Here is a 22021-nt window from a genome sequence, read left to right as displayed (position 1 = left end):
TCGGCGAGTGGTCGCAAGCCCGTCAGACCGCGCGCCACCACAGCACGCCCATGATCAGGACGATGGCGAGGAACTGCAGCAGCACGCGCAAGCGCATCAGCCGCTGCGAGAGGTTGGCGCTGCCGCCGCGCATCATGTTCGCAAGGCCGAGGAAGAGTACCGCGGCGACCGCGATACAGGCGGCGAGCACGAGGGTATTGGACGACATGACCTAGATTTCCTGAACTCGACGCGCGGCGTGCCGGCATCCAGCCAAGCCGAGCGCTCAAGGATCTCGTACTAGACCGAGAGCGAGGCCCACACCATGCCGGGCCATTAGTTCCGGCGCAGCAGCCGCTCGAAATAATCGAGCTCCTCCTGTGGGCGGGTCGGATCGCCGAGCTTTCGCCGCAGCTCTTCCATGATCCGGCGAGCGCGCTGCACGGCCGATTCGTCGGCGTTCGGCACGCGGACATTGCCGTTGGAGAGGTCACGCCCCTTGGTCGGGCGGCCGAGCGGATCGTTGTCGGTGGCACCGGCCTGGCCTTGCTGCCCAGGATTCTCGCCGCCTTCTTGGCCCTGTCCCTCGGCTTCAGCCTGCTGCTGCATCTGCTGCTGCATGCCCTCGGCACCCTTCTTGAGGCCATCGAGTGCGCGACCCTGCGCATCCACAGCCTGATCGCCCTGGCCGCGGCCGAGGGCGTCCTCCGCCTCCTTCATGGCCTGCTCGGCGTCGGAAAGGCCTTGCTCGCCTTCGAGGCCCTGCTCCTTCATGCGGCGCTGCAGTTCCTGAAGCCGCTCGCGAAGGGCCTGCTGCTGCTGGCCGGTATCGCCTTTGCCGGAGTCGCCGCCGTTCTGGCCCTGCTGACCTTCCTGCTGCTGGCCCTGGCCTCGTTGGCCCTGCTGACCTTTCTGACCCTGCTGCTGGCCCTGCTGCTGCCTGTTTTGGCGGGGGCGACCCTGCTGCTCCTGGGATTCCTTGAAGGTCTCGTCACGCAGCTTCTGCTGGTCGCGCGACATCCGGTCGAGCTCCTGCATCTGCTTATTCATCTCCGACTGTTGCTGGCCCTGCTTCTGCCCGTTCTGGGCGCTTTGCAGGTTCTCCAGGATGCCGCGGAGCTGTTCGAGCAGGCGCTGCGCCTCGGCCGTGTCGCCACGCTTCATCGCCTCCTGCATATCCTGGATCATCTTCTGGAGCTGATCCGGCGTGACAGTTTTCTGCTTGCCCTGTTGCTGCTCGGACTGCTTCTGCTGACCGTTCTTCTGGTCCTTGTTCTGCCGCTCGGCGAACTCCTTCATGAAGCGGTCGAGCGCCTTCTTGAGGTCGTCGGTGAGCTTCTTGATCTCTTCGTCCGGCGCGCCGCGCTCCATGGCCTCCTTGAGGCGGTCCTGAGCCGCCCGCAGCGATTTCTCGGCATCCGAGAGATCGCCATCCTCGATCTTGAGCGCCATCTCCCAGAGGAGATCGGCCACAGCGATCAGGTCCTCGTCGGATGTCGCGGCGCGCAGGCGTCCAGCCGCCGTCTTCAAGCCGAGGAAGATCGACGGCTGCGGCGTGAAGTGCTCGGGGGCGATCAGCAGCGCATCGAGGGCTGTCTGCACGCGCTTGCGGTCGTCGTCCGGCGCAGTGACGAGGCGTCGGCGCTCCTCGGCGAGCGAGCGGGCCAGCGGCTGGATGAAGGGTCGCGCGGGCAGCGTGATCTCGGCAGGCTGCGTACGGCCCTCCTGGCCGGCTTCGTCCTTGACCACAAGGGTCAGCCGCATCCGTGCGCCCGACCAGGGATTGTCGGTGAGGTCGATCAACGTCTTCGTCTCGCTGGCGCCCGTGGCGTCCGGCGGCAGTGCGAGATTCAGCTTTGGCACCGGCACGAGTGAGCGCGCCGGTTTCAACGGCTCGACGATCCCCTCGGCCGAGGCGATTCCGTAATCGTCCTTGGCCCGGTAGGTCAGGTTGAAGGTGCCGCGGCCGTTGACGTCGAGACCGCCGACGCGCTCGACCTCGGGCAGGCGGTCGGGAATGCTCTCGATGGTAAGGCTTTGCGACGGCGCTCCCTCGGTCTTGATCTTCAATTCGGCCGTTCCCGCGCCGAGCCGGAAGCGTTCCTCACGAAGGTCCGACTGCGCCGTTTTCGCGTTCACGCCCGCCGCCGGGGGCTTGCGTGCCCCGTCGTCCTTGTCGTCCTCACGGATTGGCTGCAGCACCGCGTTCGGCGTCAGCGTCGCCTCGCCGCGGCCGGCGATCCGCACGATCAACGTCGAGTTCACTGGTGCGCGCAGGTGCTGCTCAGCGGATTTGCCGGCCTCGGTGCCGGACATGGTCACGATGAGCGGCGGCAGACGGGTGTAGAGTGGCGGGTCGATCCAGCCATCGACGCGGAAGCTGGGGCCGGGGGCAGGCGGCTCACGCCAATCGAACGCGGCGCCAATCCGCTCGCGCCATTCGGGGCCAGCAACAAAGAGGGCAGCGATCGCAGCAACCACGAAGCCGGCCCGCAGGGCGAGCGGATCGTGGCGCGGCATGTCTGGCCGCGGCGCGCCGACGCGGAGCCGCGCTACGGCGGCGGCGGCCCGTCTCTGATGGAGGGCCCAGAGCGCCTTGGTAGCAGGATCGTTGGTGCCGACAGCGAGTGTATCTTCGACTGCGGAGGCGGGATCATGCGCCAGCGCGCCGCCCGGCCGCCCACTGCGCGCCGCCTCGCGGTCGATCCTCGCCAGCGCCTGGCGGCGATCCAGCGCGCGCAGCCGAACGAGGGGCGCGAGAGCGGCAACGGCCAGGAGTACGAACGCTGCCAGTCCGGCGATCCGCCAGACCTGCGGCAACTCGAGCCAGAGCCCGAGCCAGGACAAGGTCAGGAAAGCCAGCACGACCATGACGCCGCGCCACACAAGCGGCCAGATACGCTCGATCAAGCCCGCGGCCCGCGCACCTGCCACCAGCCGGTCGAGCCGTGCGCGGACGGGGTCGCGTGTTGTCTGGGAGGTCGCCGTCTCGGCCTCGGCCATCGTGAACCTGCTCTGGCGGGCGCCGGTGCCCCCCACGGTATAAACCAATCTAATACCGTGGCAGCCGTCCACCATGGGGTCAAATCGGCTCAGGCGCGCTTGACGGACTCCGGGTTCCCGGCATTGCGTGATCGTCCCGGTGGACGTCGACGATCGTACCGTCCAATGCCGAGGTCGATTTCCAGGCCCTTCGCGCGAAGGCGCCATCTCATTCGAGAATGCTTTGCAGACCTACCGCCTTCGCGTCGCCTTTCGGGATCAGCGCGGCTTCGTGCGGCCGCCGGTTCGCGACGAGATCATTCAGGCCGCCCATCTGCGCGAGGCGATCAGCGCGCTGCTGAGCGATGCCGACAGCCTGCTCATCGAGGGCACCAACCTCGCCTGGCTCACGGACAAAGACGAGCAGATGGTCTGGAGCCTGCGCATGGACGAGCACAACGCGGACACGACCTGAGCCAGGCGCGCGGTCAGTGCAGGCAGGGTCTCAGAGCCAGGCCGGCACGCGATCGAGTCCTATCAGGTCCTCGTAGCTCGGGCGCGGCCTGACCACGGCGGCATCGCCGCCTTTCACCAGCACCTCCGGCACCAGCAGACGCGTGTTGTAGGTGTTGGCCTGGACGGCCCCGTAGGCCCCGGTTGTCATCACCGCGACGAGGTCGCCGGGTGCGACCTCCGGCATGTCTCGGCCTAGCGCGAGATAATCGCCGGTCTCGCAGACCGGGCCGACCACGTCCGCAACGATTCGCGGCGCGCTGGGCGATGGCTCCACCACCGGACGCAGGGCGTGGAATGCCTCGTAAAGAGTCGGGCGGATCAGGTCGTTCATCGCCGCATCGACGATGACGAAGGTGCGGCTCGCCGTGCGCTTCACGTAGATGACGCGGGTGACGAGGATGCCGGCATTGCCGCAGATCATCCGGCCGATCTCGAAGACCGGCCGGAGACCGAGCGGCTGGAAATGCGGGCGCATCACCTCGGCCAGGGCCGTCGGATCGGGTGGCACGGCGTTGTCGTCGCGATAGGGAATGCCGAGACCGCCGCCGAAATCGATGTACTTGAGCGAGTGGCCGTCGGCCATCAACTCGCGCGCGAGCGCCGAGAGGCGGGCACCGGCGCGATCGAAGGGCGCGAGATCGGTGATCTGGCTGCCGATATGCATGTCAACGCCGTGGATCGACAGGCCCGGCAGACGCGCGGCATGAGCATAGACCTCGCGCGCCCGCTCAATCGGGATGCCGAACTTGTTCTCGGATTTGCCGGTGGCGATCTTGGCATGCGTCAGCGCGTCGACATCCGGGTTCACCCGGATCGAGACCGGCGCATTTCGACCCACCGAAACCGCGACCTCGGAGAGTGCGTCGAGCTCGGGCTCGCTCTCGACGTTGAAGCAGAAGATGCCGGCCTGCAGCGCTGCCGCCATCTCGGCGTGCGTCTTACCCACGCCGGAGAAGACGATGCGCTCGCCCGGCACGCCCGCGGCGAGAGCCCGGCGCAGTTCGCCCTCCGAGACGATGTCCATGCCGGCGCCGAGGCGCGCCAGCGTCGCCAGTACCGCCTGGTTCGAGTTCGCCTTCACCGCAAAACAGGTGAGGGCGTCGTCGCCAGCGAAGGCTTCCGAGAAGACGCGGTAGTGCCGCTCCAACGTAGCGGAGGCGTAGCAGTAGAACGGTGTGCCGACCTCCTCGGCCAGGGCGGTCAGATCGACGTCCTCGGCGTGAAGGCGCCCGTCGCGGTACTGGAAATGATGCATGTCCGCGCTTTAGCAGAACGAGCGGCGGAGGCGAGGGGCTTGGAGCGACCTCAGAGGATCGCGTCGAGGATGAAGGGGTCCTTCGGGATCTTGTAGCCCTTCTTGGCGCCGCGATTGGTCTGGATCGGGGCGGAGTCGATGCCAGGTGCCGTTGCCGAGGCCGGAAGCTCGTCGCCATCGCGGACAGCGTCCGAATCCGGCGCCTCGGCGGCGGCACTGGTGCTGAGCGGAAGGGAGCGGGCCGAGGCCGGCGAGGCGCTCGCGCGGCCGGATGTGCTCGGTGCCTCGGTCGGCGGCTCGAGCCTGCCGCGACGCCCGCAGCCACCTGCGGCGACAGCAACCATGCAGACGCAGAGCCCGAGCGCGATCAGGCGCCTGGGCGCGGGCCGCGACGGGGCAGCGAGAAGGTCGGGGCGGGCGTGCATCAAAGAGTCCGGCATTGACGGCGACAGCTTAGCCGTTCGCGGGCCGGGATGCGAGCGCATCGGCGCAACAACGCCGATGCGCCTGCCGGATCAGCCGCGCTTGCCGCCCTTTTCGGCCGGCGTCGGCGTGTAGGCGTCGATGGCGCGGCGGCAATTCTCCGAGAGCTTCTTCCAGTTGGTCTTGAAGCAGGCGTCGGTCGCCGGATCCTCGGGAGCGAGGTTGCCGCAATACGAGAGGTAGTCGCCGGTGCAGTACTTCTTGAGCGTCTCGTTGCCGCGCTTCGTCTCGACGGCCTGTGCGGTGCCGGCGACGGAAAGGGCGATCACCGCGAGGGCGAACGGCTTCAGATTCAAGGCCATAGGTCGTCTCGGAGCGTGCGTGAAAAGGGGTCGGCGTCGAATGCCGTCCGGCCGTGGTCGAAACGAGGCACGGCCAAGGCCATCGCGTGACGTCGTCATCGCTGGGCGCGGACTTATTGCCCCGGACGCCGAGCGGCAAGCGTGGCAGCGCACCTCGCCGGCATCAGGAGCGCGCCGTCGCCGGAAGCGGGAAACTGGCAGTTGACGGAAGGTGGTCGCGTTTGACGAGAGCGTCGGCGACCTCGGTGATGCGCCGACGCAGGTCGGCGTCGTCATGCCCGTTTTGCGCCGAGCCTTTGGCGGGACGATCGGCGAGAGCCTTGGCCAGCGCCGCCTCGGCGGCCTGAAGGCTCGCAGCGAGCGTATCGCGCTCGGACAGAAGGGCTTCGTGTTGCGCGCGAAGATCGTCTGACGGGCCGACGGCGGCGGCCTCGCCGGACGCGCCATCAGCAGATGGCTCGCGCAGCGCCGCGGCGCGTGAGAGGGCATCCTTCAGCTCGTCGCGGACGGCATCGCGCTCGCGCCGCGTCGTCTTGAGGTCGACCAGGATGTTGCGGTGAGCCTCCTCGAGCGCCGTGAGGGCGGCAAGGCTGGCGGCTCCATCCGTGCGAGCGACCGAGAGATCGTGATCGAGCCCGGCGATACGGGCGAGCGCCTCCTCGATCTCCGCCCTCCGTGCGGAGAGGGCCGCATCCCGCTCTTCGACCTCGTGCTGAAGGGCGGCAACTTCGAGCAGTTTGGCCCCCACCATCTGCATATCGCTATGGCGTCCGGCGCGAGCCGTCTCCACCTTGCGTTCGAGGCGCCTCTCCGCCACCGCGAACTCGGCGCGCAGGGCGTCGCGCTCCGCAGCGATCTCCTGCATCGACATCGGAAACAGCCCGTCGATGCGCCGGCGGGCGAGGCGGGCCGCGCGGCGGTTCAGCACCGGCAGCATCAGGAGCGCGGCCAGGCTTGCCACCAGGAAGCCGAGCGCGAAGCTCATTACGGTTTCGATCACGCCGACGGGTCCATGCGTGAAAACTCAGGGCGCGCAGTGAAGCGCGCGACGGATGCGGAGGCACCGGCTCCGTCAGCGTGTATTGTGCGTTCTGGCCGGCTTCAAGGCAGGCCGCGCGCCGTCAGAAGGGGTTCCAGGTCGGCCGGCTGGTGAACTTGAGGTAGCCGACATTGATGCCGAGCCTGGCGCCGACGCCGGTGCGAATCGGAACCACGACGATGCCGTCGTTGGTCACCGCGGTCATTCCGAAACCGCCGACGAAATAGGCCGAACCGTCGACACCACCGAAACGCTGGTAGAGTTCGCGCAGGCCGGGCAGGTTGTAGACCAGCATCATGGTGCGGTCGCCGTCGCCGCCCGCGTCGAAACCGATGGACGGCCCTTGCCAGTAGATGCGGCGGTTGCCGGCATTGCGCGTATACAGCGTGCCCTCGCCGTAGCGCAGGCCGCCGACGAAGGCACCCGCGGCTTCTTGGCCGAGAATATAGCCGTTCGGCTGGCCCCAGCGGCGGGTGGCCTCCTCGACGGTGAGCGCCAGCCCGCGAGACATGCTGCCGAAGAACTTGTGGCCGTTATCGACGATCTCGGCCGGGCGGAAATTCTCGGGCCGTCCGAAATCCTCGACGGCGGAGGCTTCGCGCTGGGTCATGAGCAGGGCAGCAGGCGCGGCCAGCAGGGCGGGAATGACGGATCGGCGTGACAGCGTCTGCTGCGTCACTTTCTTCGTCGACATCGCAGTCCTCCTCGCGCGGCTATTCCGCGCCGAATCCCTCGATTCGCGGGAGTATCGGCTGTTAACGGCAAGACAAGGTTAACGAGCCGTCACGGCTGCGCCGGGCTTTCCGCCGATGTGACATCGCTGGCGCGCCGCCGGTCTCGGTAGCTCGGCGCGCATTGCGAGGGGAGGGCGACGGAGGGCGCCTCTTCGCATTCGCCGAAGGCGGCGAAAGGGCCGTTGCGGTAGAAGCGCCCGCGGTGGCCGTAGGTCAGCCGGGTGCCGTCCGGCCCCACCACCCGGCCGCCCGCGGCGGCGAGAATGTGGTCGCCGGCGGCCGTATCCCACTCCATAGTCGGCACGCAGCGCACATAGACGTCGGCCTCACCCGCCGCGAGCAGTCCGAACTTGAGCGCCGAGGAGGTCACGCGCCGCAGCACGATCGGCAAGCTGTCGAGGCAAGCATCGGTCTCGGCATCGCCGTGACAACGGCTCACCAGCGCCACGAGCCCCTCGCGCGGCGGCGTACGCGCAGAGATCGGATGCGGTTCGCCGAGCCGTCCCTCGCGCACCGGCGCCTCGACGGCACGACTGCCCGCGTACCAGACTCGCCCGAGGCCGGGCGCTGCCAGCGCCGCGGCGATCGGACGATCATTCCAGATCAGGCAGATATTGACGCTGTATTCGGGCACGCCTGCCAGGAAATCGCGGGTGCCGTCGAGCGGATCGACGAGAAAGAAAAGCTCGGCGGGCTTCGCCTCGCAGCTCATCTCCTCCGCGATCACCGGGATCTCGGGCCAGAGACGTGTCAGAGCCGCGACGATGAACTCTTCCGAGCGCATATCGGCAAGGCTTGCCGGCGATCCGTCTGGTTTGAGTTGATGGGGGCAATCGGTCCCGTGATAGCGACGCAGGATCTCGCCAGCCCCGCAGGCGATCTCGGCGAGGCTTGCGGCGACGGCATCGCGCGATGCATCCGAGACCGGCGCAATCAGGCGAGGGGGCGTCGCCGGACGCGACTCTGACCCCAAAACACTCATCCTCAAGGTCATGCCCCGAAAGGCGGCCGCTTGTCGACAGGCATCGTCGAGGTGCGCCGCCGCTTTTCAAAGCAGCGAACGGTGTCTATCGGTGCCGGGCACGTGCTCGCTGCGGATGTGTCGCCCATCCCGGCCAAGCGCGGCGGATAAAAGACCGAATTCACCGCGGAGCCGTTCATGGCCAGCCTCACCCTCGACGCCCTCGATCTCTCGGCGCTGCTCTGCTCGCGGGTCTGCCACGACCTGATCAGCCCGGTCGGCGCGATCAATAACGGGCTGGAGGTGCTGGAGGACGACAACGATCCATCCATGCGGGAATTCGCCCTCGACCTGATCCGCAAGAGCGCGCGTACCGCCTCGGCCCGGGTTCAGTTCGCGCGCATCGCCTTCGGCGCCTCCGGCTCCGTGGGGGCGGCGATCGACCTCGCCGATGCGGAGAAGCTCACCCGCAACATGTTCGCGGACGAGAAGCCGGATATCGCCTGGAGCGCGCCGGTGGCCCTGTTCCCGAAGAACAAGGTCAAGCTGCTGCTCAATCTCGTGGTGATCGCTTCGACCGCGATCCCGCGCGGCGGCCTGATCGACGTCAAGGTGACGGGCGATGGTGACGCGCCGGAGATCGTGATCGTCGCCTCCGGCTCGCACGCCCGCATCCCGCCGCATGCCGAGGAACTGATCGCTGGCACGCCGGAGAACGGTTCGGTCGATTCCCACGGCATCCTTGCCTATTACGCCGGCCTCGTGGCCCGTGCCGCCGCGATGTCGGTGCATTTCTCGATCGAGGGCGACGCGGTGACGATTCGGGCCGTCCCGACCGAGACCGCAGCCGAGACAGCCCCGGCCAGCGAGCCCGTTCCCGAAGACGCCCGGCCGTCCGACAGCGAGCCGCCGGATACTGCGCTGGCCTAGGCTCTCTCGGCCGTCATTGCAGACTCATGCGCGTCATTCCGGAGCGCCGAAGGCGAATCCGGAATGACGCGCGCGCCTGACACAAAGTTGCGGTCAGTCACGGATTGCGAATTCTGTTTCGAAGGCTGGAATGACCGACGGGCTCGCTTCCTGCCCTACAACACCACGTGCTCGTTGAAGGTCTCCGCACTGAAAGGCAGTCGGAAGGCGACGCCGATGCCGTCGTCCTTGTGGCGGATGACGGTGGCGAAGCGCTTTCCGACCGTGACCACGGCGCCGACATTGGGTTTCTCAGCAAGAACCAGCCCGGCGCCCGACATGGACAAGTCCGCGATCTCGGCATCGATCAGGCGGCCATCCGGACATTTCACGGTGGTGCGCCGGTGCTTGGGCACGATGCGCGTGTTCGTGCGCCGGTCGGCGAGGCCCTGGACGTGCGCGCGCATCCAGGTCAGGCGCGCCTCGATCCGGGCATGACGCTCGGCATTGACCTCGACCCCGATCACGAACCCGGAATCGGTCAGCTCCCGGACGCTGCCGGCGACCGGGCCGATCCCGTCGACGTAGCAGATCACCTCCTGGCCGATATCCTCGTCCGAGGGGAGGTAGTCGCACGTCACCTCCGCCGTCTCGCTGTCGGGCATGTTGACGACGCAGGCGAACTCTTCGCCGTCACCGATGGTGCAGCGCCCAGCAGCCGTGACGCGTTCCTGGTTCGCCCAGGGCAGTTCTCCAAAGGCAAGCATCGCGCGGATCCCCATTGGCTCTGAACGGTGAAGTCGCAAGCTGCGCCATAGTTTCAAGCTTGGCGTGCATTCGCGACCGGAACATTCCGCTATGGTAACCAGTGCATTAACGAAGTTTGGGCAGGTCGAACTCTGAGTTCGCTGCTGTACTGTTCTGCTTTGGCCTGCGACAGGACAGCGAAACCGTCACCAGTGAAACGCTTCCCTAACCCAATTCGGTCAACTGTCATGAGGCATGGCACGAGCCTGCGCGTTGACCGAGTATTGGACGATGGACGATCTGCTGCGGGAATTCCTCACTGAGAGCGCCGAGCATCTCGACACCGTCGACGCAGAACTGGTGAAGTTCGAGCAGGACCCCAACAATCAGGTGATCCTGCGGAACATCTTCCGCCTGGTCCACACCATTAAGGGCACGTGCGGGTTCCTCGGCCTGCCACGGCTGGAAACCTTGGCGCATGCCGCCGAGAACCTGATGGGCCGCTTTCGCGATGGCTTCCCGGTCAGCTCCGAATCCGTCACGCTGATCCTCGCAACGCTCGATCGTCTCAAGGCCATCCTTGCCGATCTCGAAGCCGGCGGCACCGAGCCGGCCGGATCGGACGCGGACCTGATCGAGGCCCTCGACGCCATGTCGCAGATGCCGGCCGAAGAGGCCGCGCCGGCTCCCGCCCCCGCGGCCCTGGTCGTGCAGACCCTGGAGCGCGAGCTGAAGCCCGGCGAGGTCTCACTGGAAGAACTCGAGCGCGCCTTCATGGAGGCCGAGGGTCCGGATGATTTGGCCCCGCTTCCGCCGCTGCCCTCGATCCCCGACTCGCCGGCCATTGTAGACGCTGCTGCACCGGCTCCGGCCGCGACCTCCGCTGAGACGAAGGCGGCTGCCGAGAAGGCTCCCGAATCGAAGCCCGTCGAGATGACGGCGGAGGCGGCTGAGGCCGCCCAGAAGAATCGCACGATCCGGGTCAACGTCGAGACCCTCGAGCATCTGATGACCATGGTCTCGGAGCTTGTGCTGACCCGCAATCAGCTCCTCGAGATCGCCCGTCGTCACGAGGACACCAGCTACAAGGTTCCGCTGCAGCGGCTCAGCCACGTCACCGCCGAGCTTCAGGACGGCGTGATGAAGACCCGCATGCAGCCGATCGGCAATGCATGGCAGAAGTTGCCGCGCGTGGTCCGCGACCTCTCGGCCGAACTGTCGAAAGGCATCGAGCTGGTGATGGTCGGTGCAGAGACCGAACTCGACCGGCAGGTGCTGGAGCTGATCAAGGATCCGCTTACCCACATGGTGCGGAACTCGGCCGATCACGGCATTGAGTCGACCGCAGAGCGTATCAAGGCCGGCAAGCCCGCGGGCGGCACCATCCGCCTCTCTGCCTATCATGAGGGCGGCACGATCTCGATCGAGATCGCAGATGACGGCCGCGGCCTCGACCTCGCAGCCATCCGCCGCAAGGCGGTCGACCGCGGCATCGCCAGCCAGGCCGATGTCGAGCGCATGAGCGACTCGGACGTCGCCAAGTTCATCTTCCACGCCGGCTTCTCGACGGCGCAGGTCGTGACCTCGGTCTCCGGTCGCGGCGTCGGCATGGACGTCGTCAAGACGAATATCGAGTCGATCGGCGGCATGATCGACATCGCCACCCAACGCGGCGCCGGCACCACCTTCACCATCAAGATTCCGCTGACGCTCGCGATCATCTCGGCGCTGATCGTCGAGGCCGGTGGCCAGCGTTACGCCGTGCCGCAGATCGCGGTGCGCGAGCTGGTTCGAATCGAAGCCGAGGGCACCAACCGGGTCGAGCGCATCAACGGCGCTCCGGTGATGCGCCTGCGCGAACGGCTGCTGCCGATCACCTCGCTCTCCTCGCTCATGGAAGGCAACATGGGGGCGACCGGTGCCGACACGCCGGTCTCCGGCTTCGTCGTGGTCGCCCAGGTCGGCCGCCAGCGCTTCGGCATCCTCGTCGACGAGGTCTTCCACACGGAAGAAATCGTCGTGAAGCCGATGTCCTCCAAGCTGCGGCACATCCCGCTCTTCGCCGGCAACACCATCCTGGGCGACGGCGCCGTGGTGCTGATCGTCGATCCGAACGGCATCGCCCGCAAGGTCGGCCAGGGTGCGGCCAGCGGAGACGCCTCGGACCAGGCCGAGGAGGCCGGCGAGGCCGCGCTCGACAAGGCGACGTTGCTGGTCTTCAAGGGCGGCGGCAGCTTCAAGGCGGTGCCGCTCTCCCTCGTCACCCGCATCGAGGAGATCGATGCCGGCAAGATCGAGTGGCTCGCCGGTCGCCCGCTGATCCAGTACCGCGGCAAGCTGATGCCGCTGGTTCCGGCCGATCCCGCTATCGAGATCCGCTCGCAGGGCAGCCAAGCGCTGGTCGTGTTCTCGGACGGCGACCGCGCCATGGGCCTCGTGGTCGACGAGATCGTCGACATCGTCGAGGACCATCTCAACGTCGAGATCGTCGCCGACCGCTCCGATCTGATCGGCTCCGCCGTTCTCCGTGGCCGCGCCACCGACATCGTCGATGTCAGCCACTTCCTGCCGCTGGCCTATGACGACTGGGCGCGCGGGCCCCGCGCGGCGAAGGCCAAGAACCCGACGCTGCTTCTCGTCGACGACTCGGCCTTCTTCCGCAACCTGCTGACTCCCGTGCTGAAGGCGGCAGGCTACGAGGTCGCCACCGCCGCAAGCGCCGAGGACGCCCTGCGCGTGCTCAAGTCCGATGCCGACATCAGCGTGGTGGTGGCCGACCTCGAGATGCCCGGCCGCTCCGGATTCGACCTCGTCGCCGCCATGCGCAAGGGCGGCGGCCGGCTCGGCAACCTGCCGGTCATCGCCCTGTCCGGCCAGATCGGCCCCGAATCGATCACCAAGGCGCGCGCGCTCTCCATCAGCGATCTCGTCGCGAAGTTCGACCGGAGCGGCCTCGTCGCCGCCCTCGGTGAGCTCGATACCGCCCCCCTCGACCAGGCTGCCTGATCCCCATGTCCTCCGGAAGCTCCGCCATGCAGGCCGCCAACACCAACGCTGCCGAGGCCTCCCTCTCGGGGGAGCGCGACTACGTCACCGTCTTCGTCGGCGACGCGATGTTCGGCCTGGCCATCGAGCGCGTCCACGACGTGTTCATGCCCTCGGGCATCACCTCCGTGCCGCTCGCCCCACGCGAAATCGTTGGGCTGATCAACCTGCGCGGCCGTGTCGTCACCGCGCTCTGCCTGCGCCGCCGCCTCGGCCTGCCCGATCGCGAGGCCGGCGCGACCTGCATGGCGATCGGCCTCGAGCAGGGCTCCGAAACCTTTGCCCTCGTCACCGACGGCGTCGGCGAAGTGCTGAAGCTCGGCCCGGAGACCTGTGAGCCGGTGCCGATCAACCTCGATGCCCGCTGGCGCGATCTCGCCAGCGCTGTTCACCGGCTCGACGGCCGTCTCCTCGTCATTCTCGATATCACCGCGCTGCTCGCCTTCGGCGAAGCGCTCGCGGCCTGACGTTCCCCCGACAGAGACCTGACATGAACACTGCTCTGATCGTCGACGACTCGGCCGTCATCCGGAAGGTGGCGCGGCGCATCCTCGAGACCGTGAACCTCAAGGTCTCCGACGCCGAGGATGGCGAGACCGCTCTCGCGCTTTGCACGGAGGCGATGCCGGACGTCATCCTGCTCGACTGGATGATGCCGAAGATGGACGGCTACGAGTTCCTGACGGCACTGCGCGCCAGCCCGGGCGGGGCCCATCCCAAGGTCCTGTTCTGCACCACCGAGAACGATGTCGGCGCCATTGCCCGCGCGCTCCATGGCGGCGCGGACGAGTACATCATGAAGCCGTTCGACCGCGAGATCCTGATGACGAAGCTGGAGCAGGTGGGCCTCCCCCGCGAGGCCCACGCTGCCTGACCACATTAGATCAGGCGACTGAGTCGAGCCCGCGCTGTCCGTTTTCGGCTCGCGGGTCCGTCACCCGAGACACTCTCGACCCTGCACCGAAAGCGCTGATCCCATGCCGGCTGCCCTCGCCGTCACTCCTCCTCCCGGTGCGTCATCGGCTCCCAGCACACCGACACGCGTCCTGATCGCCGACGATTCGGCCGTGGTGCGCGGCCTCGTCTCACGCTGGCTCACGGAATCCGGCTTCGACGTCGTCGCCACCGCCTCGAACGGCCGCATCGCCCTCGACGCTGTCGCGAAGCACGATCCGGACGTGGTGCTCCTCGACATCGACATGCCGGAGCTCGACGGCACCTCGGCTCTACCGCTGATGCTGGCCCGTGTCCCCGGCCTGCAAGTCGTGATGATGTCGACGCTGACCCAGCGCAATGCCGACATCTCGCTGAAATGCCTAGCGCTCGGCGCGGTCGACTACCTGCCCAAGCCTGAGAGCTCGCGCGGCGTCACCACGTCCGACGCCTTCCGCACCGACCTAATCGAGAGGGTGCGTCTGTTCGGCGCCAAACGGCACCGACGTGTGGCCGCTCCGGCTCCAGCCAGCCAGGGCACGTCCCCCGCGGCGGCTCCAGCCCCTGCAGCCTCGCGCCTGTCGTCGCCGGTGACGCTGCGCCCGAAGCCGCGCACGATCGCCGCGCCGCGCTGCCTGCTGATCGGGTCCTCCACCGGCGGTCCCCGCGCCGTGGGCGACGTGCTGGAGCGGATCGGCGCAGCGAGCCTGCGCAACATCCCGACGCTGATCGTCCAACACATGCCGCCGGTGTTCACGGCGGTTTTCGCCGAGCATCTCGGCGCCCGCGTCGGCCTGCCGGCGGCCGAGGGCAAGGACGGCGAGCGCCTGCAGCCGGGCCGGATCTACGTTGCGCCGGGCGGCCGCCATATGGGTCTCGCCAAGGGCGAGCCGGTGATCCGTCTCGACGACGGCCCGGTGGTGAACTTCTGCCGCCCGGCGGTCGACGTCTTGTTCCTCGACGCGGCGGCCGTCTTCGGCGCGGCGACGCTGAGCGTGATCCTGACCGGCATGGGATCGGACGGAACGCCGGGCGCGCGGGCGCTGGTCGAGGCTGGCGGCATGCTATTCGCGCAGGACGAGGCCACGAGCACGGTGTGGGGCATGCCCGGCAGCGTCGCCAAGGCAGGCCTCTGCCACGGCGTGCTGCCGCTGCCCGAGATCGGTCCGACCCTGAAGGCCCATCTGACGGGACAGGCGCGATGAGCGACGCGGCCTTCGACTACCTGCGCACCTTTCTCAAGGATCGCTCCGGCCTCGCGCTGGGCCCTGAGAAACTCTATCTCGTCGAGAGCCGGCTGAACCCGATCTGCCGACGGTTCAATCTCGCTACGCTCTCGGACCTCTGCACTGCCCTACGGACCTCGCGCCGCGACGTCGAGCAGGCCGTGGTCGAAGCGATGACGACCAACGAGACGTTCTTCTTCCGCGACCGCACCCCGTTCGACATGTTCCGCGACGTGCTCCTGCCGCGGGCGATCACGGCGCGCGCCGCGACCCGGCGCCTGCGGATCTGGAGCGCGGCAGCGTCCAGCGGACAGGAACCCTACTCGCTCGCCATGCTGCTCAAGGAGGCGGCGCCACGGCTCGCGGGCTGGCACATCGAGATCGTCGCCACCGACCTCTCGACCGAAGTGCTAGAGAAGGCCAAGGCCGGCATCTACAGTCATTTCGAGGTGCAGCGCGGGCTGCCGGCCCAACTCCTCGTCAAATACTTCACGCAGCAGGGAGACCGCTGGCGCATCGATCCGGGCCTCGGCACGATGATCGACTTCCGGCCGCTGAACCTCCTGCAGCCGTTCGATCACCTCGGTACCTTCGACATCGTGTTCTGCCGCAACGTGCTGATCTATTTCGACATGCCGACGAAGAGCGACGTGCTGCGGCGGATCGCGAAGGCCCTGGCTCCCGACGGTGCCGTGCTCCTCGGAGCTGCGGAGACCGTCATCGGTCTGACCGACGCACTCGTTCCGGACGGCGTCCATCGCGGGCTCTACCGGAAGGGCGTCGCTGCAGTGGCGCAGACGGCGCCCCCGCTGCGAGCCGCGGTGTAGTCACCCGCGGCCCACCTCTGGCAGGGGAGGGCGGCCTGCATTGCCGCGAACGGGCGTCAGCGACGCTCGCGGACTGGATCGCTCCAGCGGCTATCCCCCCGTGAACGATCCGTTGCTCTGGTCGAAATCCATATAGGCCGTCTCGATGACGATCTGCGTCCGGCTGATCACTTCGAGCTTGCGCAGGATCTCGGAGACGTGGGCCTTCACGGTGGAATCGCCCACCTGGAGTTCATGGGCGATCTGCTTGTTGAGCTTGCCCTGACGGATCATCATCAGAACCCGCATCTGCTGAGGTGTCAGCAGGGCGATGCGCTCGGCGAGCGGAGCCTTCTTCGCTCGCGCCGGCACGGGATCGACGCTGCCAGCCAGCTCCGGCGGCATGAACACCGCGCCGTTCATCACCTCCGAGATCGCGCGGGTCAACGTCGCCTTGTCGACGGCCTTCGGCACGTAGCCGGCGGCGCCGTGGTGTACGGCCTCGCGCATGATGCGCGGATCCTCCAGCCCCGAAACGATCAGGATCGGGATGCGGGGAAACCGGGTGCGGATGGTGACGAGGCCATCAAAGCCGGTAACGCCCTGCATCGAGAGGTCGAGGAGGGTCAGGTCGATCGTCGGATTCTTCGCGAGCAGGTCGCAGGCGGAACGAATGCCGTCAGCCTCTTCGAGGCGCGCTTCCGGGAAGGCGAGGGTGATCGCGCTCGCGAGCGCCTCGCGGAACAAGGGATGATCGTCGACGATGAGAAGGTGCAAGACAACGCCCTCCGGCCGGGACTCAACGCCCCGATCGGCTGGAATCATATCTCCAACCCGCTGAGAAATCGTCCCGTTCGTGCGTGCGACCTGCATGATTGGCAGCATGCCAACACATTGATGGTCGCATGATCCGCTTCGACGATGGGCTGCATCGAGACTTGGCCGGCCGGCTATGACGCCGATCCATGGCTCGCCGTCCTGCTCCCATTGGTACAATCGGAGCCGGGCGGATCGGAAAGGGCGGCGGCCTAGTCGGGCGGCGTCACCTCCATCGGGATGCGCGCGTAATGCGCCGCGAGATCGGCGATCGCCGCGTCGTCGAGACCCTTTGCCACGAGGTTCATGGTCTCGTTGCTGCGCGCACCGGAGCGGAAGTCCATCAAAGCCTTGACGAGATAGCCCTCGACCTGACCCGAGAGGTTAGGCGCCTCGGGCTGCCGCGAAACACCATCGATGCCGTGGCAGGTCTGACAGGCGATGGCGCGCTTGCGCCCCGCAGCGGCATCGCCCGCCAGCACCGGTCCGGCGGCAAGTGTCAGCAACAGGACGGCGGCCGATGCCGCCGCCACGCGCTCGATCATGGGCCCTCTCATAGGCCCTCTCATGGGGCCTCGTAGGAGATCCGGTAGATCGCACCGGTGGTGTCGTCCGAGACCAGCAATGAGCCGTCCTGCAGGACCGCGACATCGACAGGACGCCCGAGATACTCGCCGTCATCCGTGAGCCAGCCCACCGCGAAAGGCTTGGGCTCGCCGGCCTTGCCGTCCTTCACGGGCGTGAACATCACGCGGGCGCCGAGCGGTTGGGTGCGATTCCAAGAGCCGTGCTCGGCCGTGAAGATGCCGCCGCGATAGGTCTCTGGAAACATCTTGGCGTTGTAGAAGGTCATACCGAGATCTGCCGCGTGCGGCGGCAGTTCGACCTGCGGGAAAACGACGTCTTTCGGCGGGGTCTCGTCCTTGTACTCGACCGTGCGGATCTTGCCGCCGCCGTACCAGGGGAAGCCGAAATTCTCGCCGGGTTTCGACACCCGGTTCAGCTCGCCCGGCGGGATGTCGTCACCCATGCCGTCGACTTGGTTGTCGGTGAACCACAGCGCCTTGTCCTCTCGGCTGAAATCAAGCCCGACGGAGTTGCGCACACCGGTAGCGTAGACCTCCCGCTCCTTGCCGAGCGGGCTCATCCGGATGATCCCGCCGATGCCGGTCTTGGCATAGAGGTCCAGCTTGTCCTTCGGCGGCACGTTGTGGGGCTGTCCGAGCGCGATGTAGAGCTTGCCGTCCGGACCGAATTTGCAGACGCGCGCCGAGTGGTTGAAGCTCTCCTCGGAGGCGGGGATCAGCTCGCCCTGCTTGACGACGACGTTCAGGGCGACGTCCGGATTCTCGTAGAAGAATTCGGCGGCCGGGAAGGACAGCACCCGGTTCAGCTCGCCGATGAACAGCACGCCGTCGCGCGAGAAGCAGACCGCGTTGGGATCTTTGAAGGTGACGCCGGGCGCGAAGGGCCGAACCTCGTCGGCAACGCGGTCCTTGTCGCGGTCGGTCACCGTATAGACCTTGGTCTTGCGCGTACCGACGAAGAGCACCCCGGCATTGGGGCCGACCGCGATCTGCCGGGCATCGGGCACGATCGCGTAGAGGTCGATCTTGAAGCCGGGCGGCAGCTTGATCTTCGCCAGCGTCTTGCGGATCGCGTCGGCGCGCTTGCCGGTCTGCGGGATCTCGGCCGCAGCAGCCGTGCCGGTGGACTGCATCCCCTGAAGCTTTTCCAGGGTGTCGATCTTGCCGCCCGCATCGCCGGCCGGCGCACCCTGCGCCCAAGCGCCGAACGGAGCCAGGAACGCGGCGAGCGCGACCGAGGCGAGACCGAACCTTCGCATATCGTTACCCTCCAAGATCCGCCCGTCATGATGGATGCGGCGGTTACCGATGGTTGTAGGGGGCCGCCGCACGCGAGCAAGCGCGCGCATGCTCACGCTTGCGTGTTCGCGACAGAGCGCTTCGGCGCGTGATCGGAAGACGAGCGCCTTCGGACCTTGGTCGAATTCCGCGGGAAGGGTCGGCGCCTATCCTGCTTGGCCAAACGCTAAGGGGCGGACACTTTCCTGGTCGGGCATCGCCCGCATGGCAGGGCGCTGTCCATCGCCAACGAGACCAACGCTACCAGCACTGTCGTCGACGTCGATACTCGCAAGGTGCTGGCCCAAATCGACGGTGGCCGAGCCACAGCCGTCATTGCGAGCGCCGCGAAGGAGAACCGCTTCAGGCCGCGGCCCGCTCGGCCGCCGTCTTGGCTGACACCTCCGTCGTGCCTCCCTCGACGTACTGGTCGGCCTCCGATTTCGACATCGGCTTGCCGAACAGATAGCCCTGGCCGAAGTCGCAGCCCTGGTCCTCGAGCCAGCCCAGACTGCCGGAGCACTCGATGCCCTCGGCCGTGGTGACCAGGCCGAGGCTCGATCCGAGCTTGATGATCGCATCCACCAGCTTCGCGCGCTCGTCGCTCATCGTGATCGAGTTCACGTAGCTGCGATCGATCTTGAGCTTGTCGAACTTCAGCTCGCGCAGGTGATACAGGCTCGAATAGCCGGTGCCGAAATCGTCGAGGGCGATGCGCACGCCGAGATTCTGCAGGGAGGTCAGGGTCGCGCGGGTCGCCTCGAGATCGTGGATCAGCGCGCTCTCGGTGATCTCGACCTCCAGGCGACCGGCCGGGAAACCGGTCTCGTCGAGGACGGCGAGGATCTGCTCGGCGAGCCAACGGTCCTGGAACTGTTGAGGCGCGATGTTGATCGCAAGCTGGAGATGCGGCGGCCAGCTGGCCGCGTCCCGGCAGGCCCGGCGCAGCAGACCGTAGGAGAGATCGCCGATCATGCCGGTCTCCTCGGCGATCGGGATGAATTCGCTCGGCGGCAGCACGCCGCGCTCGGGATGCCGCCAGCGGGCGAGCACCTCGAAACCGATTAGCTCGCGGTCGTGCAACGACACGACGGGCTGGTAGAACGGTTCGATCTGGCCGCCGAGGATCGCCTCGCGCAGGTCGCATTCCATGAGGGCGCGGGCCCGCAGCGCGTCGTCCATCGCGCGCTCGAAGAAGCGGAAGCTTCCGCGCCCGTCCCGCTTGCCCTGGTACATGGCGAGGTCGGCCGCGTGCAGGGCAGCCTCGGCGTCGGCGACGGACTCGCTAGCGACCGCGATGCCGATAGTGGCGCCGATCTTCAACTCCGAACTCTGCCAGGTGATCGGGAGGGAGAGCGTCGCGATGACGCTCTGCGCGATTCGCGCGACCGCATCGCTGCCGACCGAGGACGGGAGCATGGCGGCAAACTCGTCACCGCCGAGGCGCGCGGCGAGGCTGCCGGGCGGCAGCACCTGCTCCAGGCGCTCGGCAACGGTGCAGAGCACGGCGTCGCCCGCGGCGTGCCCGTAGAGGTCGTTGATCGGCTTGAAGCGGTCGAGGTCGATCACGAACACAGCCGCGATCTCGCCCGCCTCGCGGCGGAAGCCGGCATCCACGCGTTCGACGAAACGGCGTCGATTGGCCAGGCCGGTCAGGGAGTCGTGACGCGCCGACAACGCGGCCTGCTCCTCCGCCCGATCGCGCTCCAGCATCGCCCGGCGCAGTCGCAGGGACTTGTGCAGGCTCGCGACGAAGGCACCTAACCCGACGAAGCAACCGAGCATCACGAGCTCGGACAGACCGTGATCGATCATGATGGCGTCGAGCGCCCGGAAGGCTCCGAGTTGCACGCCGACCATCCAGCCGCACGCGCCGATCATCATCAGGCAGAGGAGATCGTAGAACTCGCTCCCGCCCCAACGCGCCCTTTTTTCACCCGCCATCAATTTGTCTCCGCAGCGAGCGTCCAGGGGAGGGTGCAGCGATTAACGAGCGTCTAATTCGAGCGCTCGCCTGCGATCGACCCGGCGAAATAAGCGGGTTCGACTGTCTAAATGGTGACCAAGCCTTGAACGGCCCGCCCGTGTCGGCCGAGACCGTTGCGGGACACGCGGCTGCGCCCGGTCTGCCCGAAGGCGTTGTCCACCGACCCCGGTGCGGCGATTGCGAGATGTTGCCGGTGTCGACATAACGTTCAGGAGCATGGGCCGCCGGAGACCGGACGGACCTCGCGCCTGGGAGTGGAGCCGTGGTGCAGGGAACGCAGATGCGCGCGCATCTGTGCGGAATCCAGACCGCGTGGACGGATGCCACAGATGCGCGAGAGGCCGTAATCGCCATCGCGTCGGTGCTGGATCGCGCTTCGATCGGGCACCTGCTCGTCTTCTTCTCGCCCGCCTACTCCACCTCCGAGCTCACCGCCGCCATCGCCGAACAGTTCCCGGGTGTCGGGCTCGCCGGATGCAGCACCTCGGGCGGGATCAGCCCTGCCGGCGCGATCGATCGCGGCTTCGTGGCCATCGCCTTCCCCCGCGAGGGGTTCCGCATCGTCTCCAGCGTGCTCACGGAGATCGACCAGCTCGACGTGGAGAGCGCCGCTTCCTCGGTCAGGGCGCTGCGCCGGACGCTCGACCAGGGCCGGCCGGACCGCGATCCCGGCCAGCGCTTCGCGCTCTCGTTGATCGATGCCCTGGCGAATGCCGAGGAGACGGTGGTCTCCGCCGTGGCCTGGGCACTGGACGGGATTCCGCTGGTTGGCGGCTCGGCCGGCGACGACCTCGCCTTCTCGGGCACCGCGCTGATCCACCAGGGCGAGGCCCACACCAACGCGGCGGTGCTGATCCTGGTCGAGACCGACTTTCCGATCCGGATCTTCAAGAGCGACAACTTCGAGCCGACGTCGCAGAAATTCGTCGTGACGGCGGCCTCGGAGGAGAACCGCCGCGTGCACGAGCTCAACGCGGAGCCGGCCGCGCACGAATACGCGATGGCGGTCGGGCTCGATCCCGAGCGCCTCACGCCGATGAGCTTCGCCGCCCACCCGCTCGCGGTGAAGATCGGCGGGGAGTATTACTGCCGCTCGATCAGCCGGCTCGACCCGGACGGGTCGCTGACCTTCTTCTGCGCGATCAGCGAGGGCGCGGTGCTGACGCTGGCCCAGCCGCGCGACATCGTCGAGGCGACGCGGGCCGAGCTGTCGAGCCTCGACACGGCGCTCGGCGGCCTCGACGTGGTGATCGGCTTCGATTGCGTCCTTCGTCGCGTCGATGCGGAGAGCCGCCAGGTGCGCCACAAGATTTCCGACCTCTACCGCCGCTACGGCGTCGTCGGCTTCGAAACCTACGGCGAGCAGTACCGCTCGATGCACCTCAACCAGACCTTCACGGGCATCGCCATCGGCCTCGGCAACCCCGTCTGACTTT

Annotated in this window: 21 protein-coding genes; 8 read left to right on the top strand and 13 right to left on the bottom strand. The window is 67.4% G+C overall.

Annotation, left to right across the window (positions count from 1 at the left end):
- Positions 1–22 precede the first annotated feature (22 nt).
- Together MGN01_RS03125 and MGN01_RS03120 are read right to left on the bottom strand one after the other, a co-directional pair.
- The gene (locus MGN01_RS03125) at positions 23–208 is read right to left on the bottom strand and encodes a twin transmembrane helix small protein (RefSeq protein ID WP_147045107.1); all 186 of its coding nucleotides are present in this window, start codon (positions 206–208) and stop codon (positions 23–25) included.
- A gap of 107 nt (positions 209–315) precedes the next feature.
- Positions 316–2982 (bottom strand): TIGR02302 family protein, encoded by a 2667-nt coding sequence (locus tag MGN01_RS03120; protein WP_147045106.1) that lies wholly within the window; start codon positions 2980–2982, stop codon positions 316–318.
- Between the two features lie 223 nt (positions 2983–3205).
- On the opposite strand from MGN01_RS03120, the gene MGN01_RS03115 reads away from it, so the two are divergent.
- Positions 3206–3436 (top strand): hypothetical protein, encoded by a 231-nt coding sequence (locus tag MGN01_RS03115; RefSeq protein WP_147045105.1) that lies wholly within the window; start codon positions 3206–3208, stop codon positions 3434–3436.
- Between the two features lie 30 nt (positions 3437–3466).
- Here MGN01_RS03115 and lysA read toward each other — a convergent pair whose 3' ends face one another.
- The 6 genes from lysA to MGN01_RS03085 all read right to left on the bottom strand — a co-directional run bounded on the left by lysA (position 3467) and on the right by MGN01_RS03085 (position 8263).
- Entirely contained in the window at positions 3467–4732 is a 1266-nt protein-coding gene (lysA, locus tag MGN01_RS03110) for a diaminopimelate decarboxylase (RefSeq protein WP_147045104.1), read from the bottom strand.
- A gap of 50 nt (positions 4733–4782) precedes the next feature.
- On the bottom strand, positions 4783–5157 hold the full coding sequence (locus MGN01_RS03105; RefSeq protein WP_238258020.1) for a hypothetical protein: 375 nt from the start codon (positions 5155–5157) through the stop codon (positions 4783–4785).
- 90 nt (positions 5158–5247) lie between these two features.
- Positions 5248–5517 carry a 3',5'-cyclic-nucleotide phosphodiesterase gene (locus MGN01_RS03100; RefSeq protein WP_147045103.1) on the bottom strand — a complete coding sequence of 90 codons (270 nt, stop codon included), beginning with the start codon at positions 5515–5517 and terminating at the stop codon, positions 5248–5250.
- Positions 5518–5680: 163 nt separating this feature from the next.
- Positions 5681–6517, bottom strand: coding sequence for a hypothetical protein (locus MGN01_RS03095; RefSeq protein ID WP_238258018.1), 837 nt, complete (start codon positions 6515–6517; stop codon positions 5681–5683).
- Positions 6518–6638: 121 nt separating this feature from the next.
- Positions 6639–7250: a DUF1134 domain-containing protein gene (locus tag MGN01_RS03090; RefSeq protein ID WP_147045102.1), complete on the bottom strand. Its 612-nt coding sequence runs from the start codon at positions 7248–7250 to the stop codon at positions 6639–6641.
- A gap of 89 nt (positions 7251–7339) precedes the next feature.
- Positions 7340–8263: a 3'(2'),5'-bisphosphate nucleotidase CysQ family protein gene (locus MGN01_RS03085; protein ID WP_238258016.1), complete on the bottom strand. Its 924-nt coding sequence runs from the start codon at positions 8261–8263 to the stop codon at positions 7340–7342.
- 186 nt (positions 8264–8449) lie between these two features.
- On the opposite strand from MGN01_RS03085, the gene chpT reads away from it, so the two are divergent.
- Positions 8450–9181 carry a histidine phosphotransferase ChpT gene (gene chpT / locus MGN01_RS03080; protein ID WP_147045100.1) on the top strand — a complete coding sequence of 244 codons (732 nt, stop codon included), beginning with the start codon at positions 8450–8452 and terminating at the stop codon, positions 9179–9181.
- Between the two features lie 155 nt (positions 9182–9336).
- Here the strand turns inward: chpT and MGN01_RS03075 are convergent, their stop codons facing one another.
- Positions 9337–9927: a PilZ domain-containing protein gene (locus MGN01_RS03075; protein ID WP_147045099.1), complete on the bottom strand. Its 591-nt coding sequence runs from the start codon at positions 9925–9927 to the stop codon at positions 9337–9339.
- A gap of 271 nt (positions 9928–10198) precedes the next feature.
- Here MGN01_RS03075 and MGN01_RS03070 point away from each other — a divergent pair, with 271 nt between their 5' ends.
- The 5 genes from MGN01_RS03070 (at position 10199) to MGN01_RS03050 (ending at position 15938) form a co-directional block, all read left to right on the top strand.
- Complete coding sequence (locus tag MGN01_RS03070; RefSeq protein ID WP_147045098.1) at positions 10199–12913, top strand: hybrid sensor histidine kinase/response regulator; 2715 nt, start codon at positions 10199–10201, stop codon at positions 12911–12913.
- A gap of 26 nt (positions 12914–12939) precedes the next feature.
- Complete coding sequence (locus MGN01_RS03065; protein WP_147045277.1) at positions 12940–13419, top strand: chemotaxis protein CheW; 480 nt, start codon at positions 12940–12942, stop codon at positions 13417–13419.
- Between the two features lie 23 nt (positions 13420–13442).
- Positions 13443–13826 carry a response regulator gene (locus tag MGN01_RS03060; protein WP_147045097.1) on the top strand — a complete coding sequence of 128 codons (384 nt, stop codon included), beginning with the start codon at positions 13443–13445 and terminating at the stop codon, positions 13824–13826.
- A gap of 103 nt (positions 13827–13929) precedes the next feature.
- A complete protein-coding gene (locus tag MGN01_RS03055; protein ID WP_147045096.1) occupies positions 13930–15090 on the top strand; it encodes a protein-glutamate methylesterase/protein-glutamine glutaminase in 1161 nt (386 codons plus the stop codon).
- The gene (locus tag MGN01_RS03050) at positions 15087–15938 is read left to right on the top strand and encodes a CheR family methyltransferase (RefSeq protein ID WP_147045095.1); all 852 of its coding nucleotides are present in this window, start codon (positions 15087–15089) and stop codon (positions 15936–15938) included. The genes MGN01_RS03055 and MGN01_RS03050 overlap by 4 nt, the downstream gene beginning before the upstream one ends.
- Positions 15939–16028: 90 nt before the next feature.
- Here MGN01_RS03050 and MGN01_RS03045 read toward each other — a convergent pair whose 3' ends face one another.
- The 4 genes from MGN01_RS03045 to MGN01_RS03030 form a co-directional block, all read right to left on the bottom strand.
- A complete protein-coding gene (locus MGN01_RS03045; protein WP_238258014.1) occupies positions 16029–16694 on the bottom strand; it encodes a response regulator in 666 nt (221 codons plus the stop codon).
- A gap of 251 nt (positions 16695–16945) precedes the next feature.
- Positions 16946–17278: a c-type cytochrome gene (locus MGN01_RS03040; RefSeq protein WP_238258011.1), complete on the bottom strand. Its 333-nt coding sequence runs from the start codon at positions 17276–17278 to the stop codon at positions 16946–16948.
- A gap of 20 nt (positions 17279–17298) precedes the next feature.
- Complete coding sequence (locus MGN01_RS03035) at positions 17299–18579, bottom strand: PQQ-dependent sugar dehydrogenase (protein WP_147045093.1); 1281 nt, start codon at positions 18577–18579, stop codon at positions 17299–17301.
- A 382-nt stretch (positions 18580–18961) separates the two neighbouring features.
- Positions 18962–20542 carry a putative bifunctional diguanylate cyclase/phosphodiesterase gene (locus MGN01_RS03030; protein WP_147045092.1) on the bottom strand — a complete coding sequence of 527 codons (1581 nt, stop codon included), beginning with the start codon at positions 20540–20542 and terminating at the stop codon, positions 18962–18964.
- A gap of 305 nt (positions 20543–20847) precedes the next feature.
- Here MGN01_RS03030 and MGN01_RS03025 point away from each other — a divergent pair, with 305 nt between their 5' ends.
- Positions 20848–22017: an FIST N-terminal domain-containing protein gene (locus tag MGN01_RS03025; RefSeq protein ID WP_147045091.1), complete on the top strand. Its 1170-nt coding sequence runs from the start codon at positions 20848–20850 to the stop codon at positions 22015–22017.
- The last annotated feature ends 4 nt before the right edge of the window (positions 22018–22021 follow it).

This window comes from Methylobacterium gnaphalii, from assembly GCF_007992215.1.
GTDB classification, from domain to species: Bacteria; Pseudomonadota; Alphaproteobacteria; order Rhizobiales; family Beijerinckiaceae; genus Methylobacterium; species Methylobacterium gnaphalii.
The sequence above is the reverse complement of the archived record's forward strand: the minus strand, read 5'-3'. Positions and strand labels throughout refer to the sequence as shown.

Bases quoted from the DNA above. Each gene is read 5' to 3' on its own strand.
- MGN01_RS03030 (WP_147045092.1), bottom strand. From the start codon at position 20,542: ATGGCGGGTGAAAAAAGGGCGCGTTGGGGCGGGAGCGAGTTCTACGAT.
- MGN01_RS03120 (WP_147045106.1), bottom strand. From the start codon at position 2,982: ATGGCCGAGGCCGAGACGGCGACCTCCCAGACAACACGCGACCCCGTC.
- MGN01_RS03105 (WP_238258020.1), bottom strand. From the start codon at position 5,157: ATGCACGCCCGCCCCGACCTTCTCGCTGCCCCGTCGCGGCCCGCGCCC.
- MGN01_RS03090 (WP_147045102.1), bottom strand. From the start codon at position 7,250: ATGTCGACGAAGAAAGTGACGCAGCAGACGCTGTCACGCCGATCCGTC.
- MGN01_RS03035 (WP_147045093.1), bottom strand. From the start codon at position 18,579: ATGCGAAGGTTCGGTCTCGCCTCGGTCGCGCTCGCCGCGTTCCTGGCT.
- MGN01_RS03060 (WP_147045097.1), top strand. From the start codon at position 13,443: ATGAACACTGCTCTGATCGTCGACGACTCGGCCGTCATCCGGAAGGTG.
- MGN01_RS03050 (WP_147045095.1), top strand. From the start codon at position 15,087: ATGAGCGACGCGGCCTTCGACTACCTGCGCACCTTTCTCAAGGATCGC.
- MGN01_RS03070 (WP_147045098.1), top strand. From the start codon at position 10,199: ATGGACGATCTGCTGCGGGAATTCCTCACTGAGAGCGCCGAGCATCTC.
- lysA (WP_147045104.1), bottom strand. From the start codon at position 4,732: ATGCATCATTTCCAGTACCGCGACGGGCGCCTTCACGCCGAGGACGTC.
- chpT (WP_147045100.1), top strand. From the start codon at position 8,450: ATGGCCAGCCTCACCCTCGACGCCCTCGATCTCTCGGCGCTGCTCTGC.
- MGN01_RS03125 (WP_147045107.1), bottom strand. From the start codon at position 208: ATGTCGTCCAATACCCTCGTGCTCGCCGCCTGTATCGCGGTCGCCGCG.
- MGN01_RS03075 (WP_147045099.1), bottom strand. From the start codon at position 9,927: ATGCTTGCCTTTGGAGAACTGCCCTGGGCGAACCAGGAACGCGTCACG.
- MGN01_RS03100 (WP_147045103.1), bottom strand. From the start codon at position 5,517: ATGGCCTTGAATCTGAAGCCGTTCGCCCTCGCGGTGATCGCCCTTTCC.
- MGN01_RS03055 (WP_147045096.1), top strand. From the start codon at position 13,930: ATGCCGGCTGCCCTCGCCGTCACTCCTCCTCCCGGTGCGTCATCGGCT.
- MGN01_RS03040 (WP_238258011.1), bottom strand. From the start codon at position 17,278: ATGATCGAGCGCGTGGCGGCGGCATCGGCCGCCGTCCTGTTGCTGACA.
- MGN01_RS03065 (WP_147045277.1), top strand. From the start codon at position 12,940: ATGCAGGCCGCCAACACCAACGCTGCCGAGGCCTCCCTCTCGGGGGAG.